Source organism: Collinsella sp. D33t1_170424_A12 (assembly GCF_015554865.1).
Taxonomy (GTDB): Bacteria; Actinomycetota; Coriobacteriia; order Coriobacteriales; family Coriobacteriaceae; genus Collinsella.
This window is the reverse complement of sequence record NZ_JADNJJ010000034.1, coordinates 1-11,652: the sequence shown is the minus strand read 5'-3', so window position 1 is coordinate 11,652 and position 11,652 is coordinate 1. Positions and strand designations below refer to the sequence as shown.

At 57.7% G+C, this 11,652-nt stretch carries 8 protein-coding genes; 5 read left to right on the top strand and 3 right to left on the bottom strand.

Annotation, left to right across the window (positions count from 1 at the left end):
- Window positions 1-574 precede the first annotated feature (574 nt).
- Window positions 575-832 carry a hypothetical protein gene (locus I2E26_RS01670; protein ID WP_195419369.1) on the bottom strand — a complete coding sequence of 86 codons (258 nt, stop codon included), beginning with the start codon at window positions 830-832 and terminating at the stop codon, window positions 575-577.
- Between the two features lie 138 nt (window positions 833-970).
- Between I2E26_RS01670 and I2E26_RS01665 the strand changes: the two genes are divergently transcribed.
- From I2E26_RS01665 to I2E26_RS09195, 5 genes are all read left to right on the top strand, one after another.
- Window positions 971-2,518 (top strand): aminotransferase class I/II-fold pyridoxal phosphate-dependent enzyme, encoded by a 1,548-nt coding sequence (locus I2E26_RS01665; protein ID WP_195419370.1) that lies wholly within the window; start codon window positions 971-973, stop codon window positions 2,516-2,518.
- 182 nt (window positions 2,519-2,700) lie between these two features.
- On the top strand, window positions 2,701-3,690 hold the full coding sequence (locus I2E26_RS01660) for a hypothetical protein (protein ID WP_195419368.1): 990 nt from the start codon (window positions 2,701-2,703) through the stop codon (window positions 3,688-3,690).
- A gap of 683 nt (window positions 3,691-4,373) precedes the next feature.
- Window positions 4,374-5,318 (top strand): hypothetical protein, encoded by a 945-nt coding sequence (locus I2E26_RS01655; protein ID WP_195419367.1) that lies wholly within the window; start codon window positions 4,374-4,376, stop codon window positions 5,316-5,318.
- Window positions 5,319-5,466: 148 nt separating this feature from the next.
- The gene (locus tag I2E26_RS09020) at window positions 5,467-8,091 is read left to right on the top strand and encodes a Sau3AI family type II restriction endonuclease (protein WP_229056325.1); all 2,625 of its coding nucleotides are present in this window, start codon (window positions 5,467-5,469) and stop codon (window positions 8,089-8,091) included.
- Complete coding sequence (locus tag I2E26_RS09195; protein WP_370551418.1) at window positions 8,031-8,180, top strand: hypothetical protein; 150 nt, start codon at window positions 8,031-8,033, stop codon at window positions 8,178-8,180. Before I2E26_RS09020 ends, I2E26_RS09195 begins: the two co-directional genes overlap by 61 nt.
- A gap of 55 nt (window positions 8,181-8,235) precedes the next feature.
- Here the strand turns inward: I2E26_RS09195 and I2E26_RS01640 are convergent, their stop codons facing one another.
- Together I2E26_RS01640 and I2E26_RS01635 are read right to left on the bottom strand one after the other, a co-directional pair.
- Window positions 8,236-9,264, bottom strand: coding sequence for an HNH endonuclease signature motif containing protein (locus tag I2E26_RS01640; RefSeq protein ID WP_195419366.1), 1,029 nt, complete (start codon window positions 9,262-9,264; stop codon window positions 8,236-8,238).
- 13 nt (window positions 9,265-9,277) lie between these two features.
- On the bottom strand, window positions 9,278-10,984 hold the full coding sequence (locus I2E26_RS01635; protein ID WP_195419365.1) for a hypothetical protein: 1,707 nt from the start codon (window positions 10,982-10,984) through the stop codon (window positions 9,278-9,280).
- Window positions 10,985-11,652: the final 668 nt, after the last annotated feature.

Genomic DNA, 11,652 nt, shown 5'->3' with positions numbered 1-11,652 from the left:
GCCGCGGCCCCTCGGCGTCGCCTTATCGAGAGGAAAAGCCGCTCCATCCGGGAGCTCTTCCGGAAACCTGACGCCGGAGGCCCGCGACCGCGCTTTCCTGACGCCATCGGGCCCTTTCGGGCCCTCCGGGCGTCAGGAAACCGCGGCCCCGCGTCCTTGTCGGGAGCGATGCGCGCGGAGGCGCCCGCGGCCCGCGGAAACCTGACGGGGAGAGCCCGCCGCCGCGGCCCGCCGGGAGGAATCGTTGCCGAACGCCGTCCGCGCGCGGAATCCTGACGCGAAGATTCGAGCCCGCGGTTGAAGAGGCCGCAGGCCAGCTCCCTCGCCGATCTGTTGTAGATCATCATGGAAAAGCCTCCCATCTCTCGGACTTCTTTTTCCTTGTCCAAGAAATGGGAGGCAGTTCAATGCGCCTGGCCGTCGACGGCTTGAGCTCGTCCGCTTTGGCGTAATCGTTTGCGATGCTGGGGGTGCTGGCAGCGGCTGGAGGCGTGGCGGGTCGAGCACCTCGGGGCGTGCCGTGTCGGCGGGAACGCCCTTGCCCTCTGGCGTGGCGGGTGCGGCGGCGATGCGCTTATGATGCTTCAGATAGATGGCGACGCGCCGGTGCGGCGAGCGGTATCGTGAGCTCGCGGCCGTTGGCCAGCTCTGCCACGCTGGCGTCGTAGAGAACGGTGCCCGTGTCGAGGTCGGTGATGCCTTCCTTGAAGGGAGGCTTTCGCGCGCGCCGACCGCCGTCGTCCGCGAGCGCATAGGCGCCTGCGCGTGGGCGCGCATCGTGTGCAGAAACGATGTCGAGGGTTCTCTCGTCGATTGTTCTGCAAAAGTTCAATTCCGTTGCGCTACACTCGATTGAATTGAACTTCTACTGGAAAAGAAATTGAACTCCAGTGCCGTTCATCGTTAACAAATTGAACTTAAGGAGGTAGATGTGGCAGAAACGGAATTTTCCCTCCGTCTTAAACAGGCGATGCGCGAGCGCGGCCTCAAGCAGACCGACCTCGTGCGCCTGGCGGGCGACTACGGGGGCCGCCTGGGAAAAAGCCAGGTGAGCCAATATGCGAGCGGCAAGACCATGCCGCGTCCCGATATGGTTCGCCTGCTCGCCGCCATCTTGGACGTGGACGCGTCCTGGCTGGAATCCGGCGACGCCCCGCTGCCGTCCGATGCCCGGCCGGATGCCCCGTCCGCGTGCGCGGCCGCGCCGGCTTCCCCTTCCAGCCGGTCGGCTGCTCGGCATCCTGATAGCCGGCCAGCCCTTTCTACCTCGCAATCCATTCAATCCCAAGGGAGCACCACCATGCGCGAATTTAAAAAGTCTTCCAAGCTCGACAACGTTCTGTACGACGTCCGCGGCCCCGTGGTGGACGAGGCGAGCCGCATGGAGGCCGAGGGGAAGCGCATCCTCAAACTCAACATCGGCAATCCGGCGCCGTTCGGCTTCCGTACGCCCGACGAGGTTATCGCCGACATGCGCATGCAGCTGCCCGACTGCGAGGGCTATTCCGATTCCAAGGGCCTGTTCTCGGCGCGCAAGGCCATCATGCAGTATGCGCAGCTCAAACATCTGCCCAACGTGGACATGGATAGCATCTACACCGGTAACGGCGTGTCGGAGCTCATCAACCTGTGCATGCAGGCGCTTTTGGATACGGGCGACGAGATCTTGATTCCCAGCCCCGATTACCCGCTGTGGACCGCGTGCGCCACGCTCTCGGGCGGCACGCCCGTGCATTACGTGTGCGACGAGGAGGCCGAATGGTATCCGGACCTGGCCGATATCGAGAGCAAGGTGACCTCGCGCACCAAGGCCATCGTTATCATCAACCCCAACAACCCCACCGGTGCGCTGTATCCGCGCGAGGTCCTCGAGGGCATCGTCGAGATCGCGCGCAAGCACCAGCTCATGATCTTCTCCGACGAGATCTACGACCGCCTGGTGATGGATGGCGAGGAGCACGTGTCTATCGCGTCGCTCGCGCCCGATCTGTTCTGCATCACGTTCTCGGGCTTGTCCAAGTCCCATATGATCGCGGGCTACCGCATCGGCTGGATGGTTCTTTCGGGCAACAAGCGCTGCGCGAAGGACTTCATCATGGGCATCAACATGCTGTCGAACATGCGCCTGTGCTCCAATGTGCCGGCTCAGTCGATCGTGCAGACGGCGTTGGGCGGGCATCAGAGCGTGGAGGGCTACGTGGTGCCTGGCGGGCGCATCTACGACCAGCGCGAGTACGTATATAAGGCGCTCAACGATATCCCGGGCATCACGGCGGTCAAACCCAAGGCGGCGTTCTACATCTTCCCGAAGATCGACGTGAAGAAGTTCAACATCACGAACGACGAGCAGTTCGCGCTCGACCTACTGCACGAGAAGCGCGTGCTCATCGTGCCGGGCAAGGGCTTCAACTGGGGCCAGCCCGACCACTTCCGCGTGGTGTACCTGCCGCGCATGGACGTGCTGCAGGAGTGCATGGAGGATCTGGCGGACTTCATGTCCCATTACCGACAGGCGTAAGCGGCGCGTATCGCGGCTTTCCTGTGGAGTCACAGGTTGTCCACGTATTTATGGGTGCGGACACCTAAACTGGGTGACCGGCCGAAAGGCCTGGCTGGCACGGTGAGGAGAATACCGTGCTCGTTTGAGACGCGGCGCAAGAGATGAGCCGCCCAACACGCGCGGAAGCGCAGGAGGATTCAATGTCTGAGATCAATGAAACGAATGAGACCATGGAAGAGACCGTAGTTGAGACCGCTGCCGAGGCAGTGGAGGAGACCATCGAGGAGCAGGCCGCCCTCGAGGAGACCGTTGTGGAGAGCGATGCCGAGGAGGCTGTCGAGGCCGAGGTTGAGGCCGAGGACGAGGCTCCCAGCACCGATGATGAACTGTTTGATAAGACCAACCGCGCAGCCCGCCTGCTTCGCGCCCGCCGTGCCGTGATGGCTCGCGAGGCCGAGGCCCGCGCTGCTCGCATGGAGGACCTGAAGCGCGCCCTCAAGCTCCTGGAGCTCAAGCCCAAGATGGAGCAGAAGGAGATGGCCGATCTGCTGGGCATGCGTCTGCGCGAGCTCGATTCGCTGCTGGCCGAGGCCGAGGCTTCCGACATCGTTGCCCGCGTCGAGCCGGCTGACGAGCCCGACATGCGCAAGGTTGTCGTGTACACCAGCGATGATGCTGTGACCCGCGTGGGCGTTCTGGCCAAGAAGCAGGACAAGCTCGTTCCCAGCCTCACCGACGAGGAGACCGAGCAGCTTTTTGCCCTGCTCAGCAAGGTCATCGACCCGCTTACCGCTATGGGTCTCGATAACGACGACGACCGTGGTGGCCGTGGCGGCTTCGGTGGCCGCGGCGGCGACCGCGGCGGCCGTGGCGGCTTCGACCGCGGTGGCGACCGTGGCGGCCGTGGTGGCTTCGACCGTGGCGGCCGTGGTGGCGACCGCGGTGGCCGCGGCGGCTTCGATCGCGGTGGCGACCGTGGCGGCCGCGGCGGTTTTGACCGCGGTGGCGACCGTGGTGGTCGCGGCGGCTTCGACCGTGGCGGCCGTGGCGGTTTCGGCGGCCGCGACGATCGCGGTCCGCGTCGTGATGACCGCGGCTTCGGCGGCCGTGGCGGCGACCGTGGCGGCTTCGGCGGCGGCCGCGGTGGCGACCGTGGCGGCCGTGGCGGCTTCGGTGGTGGCCGCTACTAAGCGGTTGCCGCTGCCGACGCTGTGCGCCGGCGGCTATCTTGATGCTCTCGTTTGAGCATATACGCGCATGAGCCCGGGAGGACAGCTAGGCTGCCTCCCGGGCTTTTTGTATGCTTCGCGCGCAGGGATGGATTGCTATGCATAGCTCCCTCGTCTTCATCGACCGTTTTGCGCGGCAGGGTGGAGGAGCCGGATTGAACGGGGAGCGCTTCCGGTTGCATCCGATACGGGACCTCCGGCCGATGGGCGCTTTTGGCCATTGATCGCTCTGCTGGATAAGTCTTATGCAAGCGGATTGGCTATAACCTGGTTTTATAGCGCTTGTTATACACGTCTATCCACGGGGTCCCATCGGCCTGCATGTTCATTTTCTTGCTGCTGGTCAAATTGCCAAGCTGTGTGGCGCGAGAGCCCCTCTTTGCGTGTGCTTGGGCGTCCTTTCCCGTATTTATCGCGTTCCGTTCTCGCTTGATCTGCTGCCCTTTGCTCTCATGTGCATCCACGGATGTCGTTTTTCTGTGGCCAACCGTGTCAAAATACCCGGCCGTGCCGTAATTCTCTTTTGCATATCTTGTCTGTAAGTGACAGGGCGGCCACGCAGCTGGGTAGTTTGACCACACTCGCAATCGCGAACGAGGGAGAGGTGGTTGTGAATGTCGGGGTCAATCATTTGTCCGTGTTCTATGTCTGCATGGGAGCTGCTGCGCGCGAGCGGGCGTCTGCTGCCCGATCTGTTGGAGCGACCGCGCACGAGCCGTCCAACGGGCTGCTCGTTGCGTACTCCCGAGATGCTGCAGGAAGATATGGAGCGCGAGGGCGTTGTAACAGAGCCCTTTCATCTTGCCGTCGATGGATTCGTGAAGCGCGGCGGCCGTTCGGATGTGATATGCCATCGTTATGTGGGAGAGTTGTCCCGCCGTTCTTTTATTCGTGCGCGCCCCGGCCTCATGGTAAGCGGCCCGGAGCTTGCTTTTTGCGACATGGGCTCGTGTCCCGGTCTCGATGTGATCGACCTTGCGCTTATAGGGTTCGAGATGTGCGGAACGTACGTGCTCGATACTTCTTGGGACGGGCTTATCAATACCGATGCCCCCATGACTTCCATTGAGAAGATCGGCAGCATGATGGGTTACCGCCAGGGTTGCGCGGGAATACAGAAGGCGCGCGCCGCGCTGGAGCTCGTGCGCGATGGGTCAAATTCGCCCATGGAGACCGTGCTGTGCGCGCTGCTCACATTTCCGCGCCGGCTTGGTGGTTATGGCTTCGGTCCGGTTCGCCTGAACTACGAGGTGTCTACGTCGTTGGGTACGCGCTATGTGGACGTGGCGTTTCCTACATGCGCGGTGGGCCTCGAGTACAAGGGTCGCAAGTTTCATTCTGTCGAACAGGTGGGTCGGGATGATCGCAGACAAAACGAGATCGTTGGTTCGGGAATCACGATCCTCAACGTCTGGTACGAAGACCTCGTGAGCGACCTGTTGTTCGACCGGCTTGTATCCGACCTCGTTCGCGCCATGGGCATCCGCCTGCGTATCCGTGATAAGGCCTTCGCGCTGCGCCAGCAGATTCTGCGTGCCCGACTCCTCCCAGCCATCATGAACCTGGGGGTCAATAGGGAGGGGGCGTGACGCAGCGCGCTGGCCTCGGTATCCCATTTGTAAGCCGAATCTCTCTTAAGGGCTTTCTTATATAAGTTCATTGGATCTCCCGTGATCGTACAAATGTACGATCGATACAATACTGTGATCGAACACATGTACGATCACGGGAGATCCAATGGATGACTCTAAAGCGTTGTATGATCCAAGCTCCCTTGAGTCGATCTATAGGTATGCTAAGCAGCTTGAGGGGAAAACGCTGCGAAAGGCTTGTCGTCTAACCGCTGTTGAGGACCCTCATCGCCGAAAGGGGTCGTTTGGCAACGCCGTTGAAAAGTATTATTTCCACTATGACATCAATAGCTTGGCGGAGCCAGATTTCGCCGACGTCGAGACGGAGCTCAAGACGACGCCATTGCGTCGAAAGAAGAACGGCGAGTGGTCTGCTAAAGAACGTCTTGTCATAAGCATGATCAACTACATGAACGTGGTTGATGAAACGTGGGAAACGAGCTCGATTCAAAAGAAGCTAAGCAAGATTCTCCTTATCGCGTATGAGTATGATAAGGATTTGAATCCCGTGGATTATTTCGTCGACCTTGTTGAATTATGGGGCATTCCGCCCGAGGACGTGCCAGTGTTTCGCCGCGATTGGAATGCAGTGGTAAACAAGATTCGCGAAGGTAAGGCGCATGAGCTTTCGGGCTCAGATACCTTTTACCTCGAGGCGGCAACAAAAGCGTCGACAGGTAAGGATCGTCGTAGGCAGCCGTTTTCGTCAATACCTGCAAAGCCTCGAGCATGGGCCATCAAGCCGTCGTATATGACGGCGGTCTTTAACAGCATGATTGATGCAAAGGCAATTGAGCGCAGGGCGGGCGAGGATGAGTTTGACCTCGGAGCCTTGGTGAGAGCTAGGTTCGAGCCGTATTTCGGTCTTACGGAAGGCGAGCTCGGCGAACTATGTGGTTACATCAAGCCTGATGGGCGCAAGCCAAAGAATCTATGTGCCCTCATTACTAAGCATATCCTTGGCGTGGACGATCATTCAAAAATTGCTGAATTCGAAAAAGCGGGCATCAAGACGAAGACCATACGCCTCAAGCGCGATGGAGTGCCCAAGGAGTCGATATCGTTTCCGACCTTCGATTATTTCGAGCTTGTTGATCGTCCGTTTGCCGAGAGCGACTTTCGAGAGTATTTGAGGCAGAAGTATCTGTTCGTGATCTATCACGAAGACGATGCGATTCGTGGACGATATCTCCTCGCTGAGGTTTTATTCTGGCAGATGCCCGATAGGGATCTTTTGGAAGCGGAGCGCTGCTACGAGGAGATGCGTCGGCGTGTGGCAGCGGGTAGAGCGGATTGGTCGGTAAAGTCGAGCGAGAACCGCTGCTGCCATGTGCGTCCACACGGGCGCAACAGGGCGGATGTGCTTCCAACGCCCTCTGGCGTGCCGGAAACAAAAAAGTGTTTTTGGATTAATGCACGCTATATCGGTGAAGAGATCGATAGTGTAAGGCGGGAAACAATTCAAGAAGCAATTAATCGTGGCAAGGGCTCGAAAAATCAAGAGACGACGCCCACGATGACGTCGAATGATCTGGTCAATGATGGGAGTTATGTGCCTGGTAGAGTTATAAGAGTCGCGGAGCTATTTGCTGGGGTGGGCGGGTTTCGCCTTGGGTTAGAGGGCTATCGTGACCCTTTGCGTCCTGAATTTGATATGCCTTCCGCTGGACCGTTCAAGACGGTTTGGGCCAACCAATGGGAGCCGCCTGGAGCGCCTGTTCGTCAGTTCGCCGCAGCGTGTTATCGCAAACGTTTCGGTGAAGGATCGCTTGTAAACGAAGATATCAACAAGGTGCTTGATGCCTACGAGGCGGGCAACATAGATATACCCGATGTCGATATGGTTGTAGGCGGCTTCCCCTGCCAGGACTACTCCGTTGCTAAACCCCTTTCGCAGGCAAATGGCATCGTGGGGAAGAAGGGCGTTCTTTGGTGGGATATCTATCGGTTTTTGCGTCTTAAAAACACGCCGAGATTCGTGTTGCTTGAGAATGTGGACCGTCTTCTCAAGAGCCCCGCGTCGCAGCGTGGCAGGGATTTCGCCATCATTCTCTCCTGTTTTGCATCGCTGGGGTATGCGGTCGAATGGCGCGTGGTCAACGCTGCCGATTACGGGTTCCCCCAGAAGCGTCGCCGCGTCTACATCTATGCGGAAAAGACCGATGAAACTTGGGATCTTGTTGGGCGCTTGACGGACGGCGTTATGGCGCGAGCTCTTCCCGTTAAATCGGCGTGCAACCCGGTAGGCTTTACCATTCCAGCTGATCCTTACGAGTGCTCCGAGTCTTTTGGGGTTGGTGCAAAGCATTCTCGTTTCGAGTCTGCGGGTACCATGCAGGGATGCTCTGTGGCAACGGTAAGGTTGGAGGCCGAGTATCGAGGGAATCGCCGTACTTTGGGCGACGTGCTTGTTGATGACGCTGAGGTCGCTGAGTCGTTCTATGTTACGGATGAAGAGAAGCTCGAGCGCTGGCGTTATTGCAAAGGTGGCAAAAGCGAGCCGCGTATCGACAAGAAGACCGGGTTCACTTATCAATACACGGAAGGGTCGATGGCCTTTCCGGATCCGATCGACTCGCCTGCACGTACGATCTTGACAAGTGAGGGGGGGGGTCGGCCTCACGGAGCAAACATATCGTGCAGGCGAAGGACGGCCGTTACCGCAGGTTGGTGCCAGACGAGTTGGACCAGCTGCAGGGATTCCCCAAAGGCTGGACGGATACGGGTATGACAGACGTCCAACGGGCGTTTTGCATGGGCAACGCGCTGGTCGTAGGCATTCCGCATCTCATCGGCAAAGTGATGGCCGAGAGAATGTAGTAGGTCGTAAGGGCATGCGACCAACCTGGTAGTTCCGAGTTGGTCGCATATTTCATTAAGAGTTTAGCTGCATGAACGAGCAATGATGAATCTCGAGTCTGGCCTTGGATGGGCAGAATTGCTCATTGCTGGGAAGCGAGATACGCCGACGATCGAAGTGGTTGTAGGCAGTATTGCGCAGCGCTGTGCCCACAACGACCTCATAGGTATCAGGCCGAATTGAGATGAGTGACTGCTGAAAAAGGGAGCTAAGGTCTGCGCGTAGCAGAATTCCAGCTGTCGGCTCATTACTGGTGGTGCCGAGGAAGGAGCTGATATGCGTCGCATTGAGCGCCGAGGTCGCATCGTAGCCCGAAATCGCGCATTGCCCACTGTAGGCGGCAATGAGATCTGACTTAAACGATTCCTTGCGGGCATGCTTAAGATCTCTTTTGAGCGAGGAGAAGTCTCGCATTCCCTCGCGGGTTGAACCAAAGTATTCAAGCTCGAGCGTTCGCTCATTAAACGACACGTCGGGAAATAGCTTGCCTGCGGCCGCGAGTGCTCCTTCAATCTCTTTAGCGGAGACGGGGGAGAGGACATCGCGCTCATGTTTGCGAACAGGCCCGTGAAGAGTGAAGACACCCGTTACACTGTTGTAGCTTTCGATAAAAGCAAGGCCAAGACACTGATACTCGCCGCAGGTCTTGTAGAAGACGCCTACGGGGATGCCGTCTTCAAGGCAGTTGATGAGCGCTTGGTTGTATCTTGGCGAACCCGGTTTCTTGCCCGTGTTGTGGTGATGCTCGCTGTAGTTGATTATCCACGTACCGTCTTCAAGGGGATGTACGGCATCGGATCCATAGATCATTGGGTTGGCGATGGTGATCGAAATCGCGTAGTCCTGTCCGCCTGGCTTGTGTATCCCCCGCTGGGCAACAAGCGTAATGGGCATGTTCTCGGGCGCGTGCTCTTTCCACGGCCGAGGACCGAGCTCACCTTCGTGGTCCAAGAACCATTGATATCCAGGAAGATAGGTCGACGGTGCAAGCGCGGCGGCCCGTTCGTATGAAAGTGTGAGTCCTTGATACGTTTCTATCGACATGCCCGCTCCTCGGTTAGTCGTGGGCAAGGATGTCGACGAGCTTGTTCAGCATGATTTCAGCGCGCCTGTGAAGGAACTTTCGCGCGGCCTCGGGATCTCCGTTCTTGAGGCCTAGGTCGGCATCTCGAAGATCGTCGCCGTTGTAGATGTATTCACGCGCTCCGTTGAAGATGAAGAGTTCTCCCTTCGACGCGGGGAGGGTGGTCGAGCCTTTTGCCCTATTTTCGGCAGAGGAAAGATAGGCGATATTGCCGAGGTTGCCGCCGGGGAGCTTGTACGTCTTATACGCATACTTTCCGCTCGCTTTAGTGCGAAGCGTTTCGCGCGAAATCAGGTGCTCGATATCGTAGGAGCTCTCCGAATAGGCCTGGGGATTACAGCTTGCAAGAACGGTCAGAATGGTCTTCGCGGTGGGGTCGACATTGATCGACTCGCTGTTCTCGATTGAGTCGAGATGGGCCTTCGTGGCGCTTTCAAGCTTGGCCTTGGAGAAGGCGGCGCTTGTGGTGTAGGTGAGCGTTCCGTCGACATAGTTGCCGAGTCTCGAGTCGCCCGATCCCTTCCACTGGTTCGCGAGCATATCCAGGATGAAGCACCTAAAGAGGTTGCGCGTCGTTTCGGTATACCCCTTCTTCTTGTAGTCTGGCAGCGATTCAAAATCCGTGGAACGAACCGCACCGTATCTCATGCGCCAGAGTGCCGCGAAGAACGAGAGGAACTGCAGCTGCCCGCTCGACTTGGAGGTCTCGTAGGCCTCTTTGCTGCCAGGCTTTTTGAGGTATTTGGAAAAGCGACCGTTGATCTCCTCGTATTCGGCGAGTACGCGCGTCACCAGCCGCTCCACTGCGATGGGGTCGTTCATGTAGCCGGCGTCTGCAAAAACGTCCGGCAGTCCCTGGGGAGCTCCTTTTTTGCCATCAATTTCTTGCGGACGAATGCCAAATGCGATTGCAAGCGTACTGTATCCAATCGTGTCCACGGCGTCGTCTTGCTCAACGGTCTTTTTGGGCCAGCAAGCCTTGCATCGAGAGATGACGAGCTCGCCCAAAGCGTGGCAGAATTCCGGCAAGGTGACGATGCGCTCGAGGCGCATCTCCTCTGCGCTAAAGTCTTCGATTTCCAGACCATCGCGATCTTCTGTAAGCGTTTCGTAGCGAGAAATGGTGCGCTCGAGGATGTCGTCCGAATATGGCTCTTGCGAAAGACGAATCTGTTTATCATTCCACTGAGCTGCGAATACCTGATATTTCGTGAGCTTGCGTCCACCTAGGTTGACGTTTGCAAATACCTCAGGGAGCTCGGATTTATCTCCTGTAAAGAACACGCAGGGAATTTGAAGGGTCGAGAGGTTGACGTATCGATCGAGGGCGCTGATGAGGTCGGTTTGGATGTCTACGATATCCATTAGGCGGGCATCGCTGCATGAAGGGTGGATCTCTTTTATTCTCTGGGCTAGATATGAACCAGGCAGATTCTTTTTGGTTGCGTGAAGATGCAGCATTTCTTTAATCGCGGCGATGAACTGATTCTTCAATTTTGCCTGCTCGTCTTCAGGCTGCTCGATGGCTCCAGAGCTTGTCATTAGGGAGTCAATTTGCTGGGCGGCGTTCGACTCGAGGGGGAAATATTCTTCTGGGTGGCGCTGGTACTCGCGAAGTGTGGAAAAGCGCTGCTGGCCGTCTATGAGCGAGTATTGCTCCGTGTTGTCGTATTTGTACAAAAGTAGCGATCAGAAAGGAAAGCCCCTGCTGATGTTGTCGATAAATGCAGTCTTTTGGGCCTTCGACCATACCAGCGGACGCTGGTATGAAGGAATGTTCATTTGGCCTTCGAGATCTTCAAAGTTGAGCGTTTCTATTCTGTAATTCGACATGCTGCCTCCCTAGGCTTGCTTTGATTATTAGATCACGATGATGTGAGCTAGATCAAGCAATAGGTAAAGAGGGGTCAACATATAGCTGTTGTTTTCTACTACCCCGGTGGAGCGAGGAATCGCGGACATAAAGCTGGACACCCAGGGTGTCGGGACGGAGATTCGCATGTACAGACGGTTGAGCTGATTTTGCTCGGCCTCGAGGATGGGATGAGCGTCTCCGCCACGGTGAGATGAGCAGTGAGGATCCTCCCGAGGAACTACGTCGGCAGACCGTGAGGCTCGGGTACAATCTCCCGTGACGCGACGCCGTGCGACGGGAGGCTCGGGATGGATTGCTCGGGGAAGTACGTGTAGGAGACGCCCGAGGAGGCCCCGCTCTCGTCGATGACGTCCGATCAGATAGAGAACCTGCTGTTCAAGGCGGTGTTGGATGACCAAAGACGATATGAGTTGAACATTGGGGCCCCTCCCCTTGTAGCTCTATCGTGGGTCGGGCGACAATGGTCGTAGCG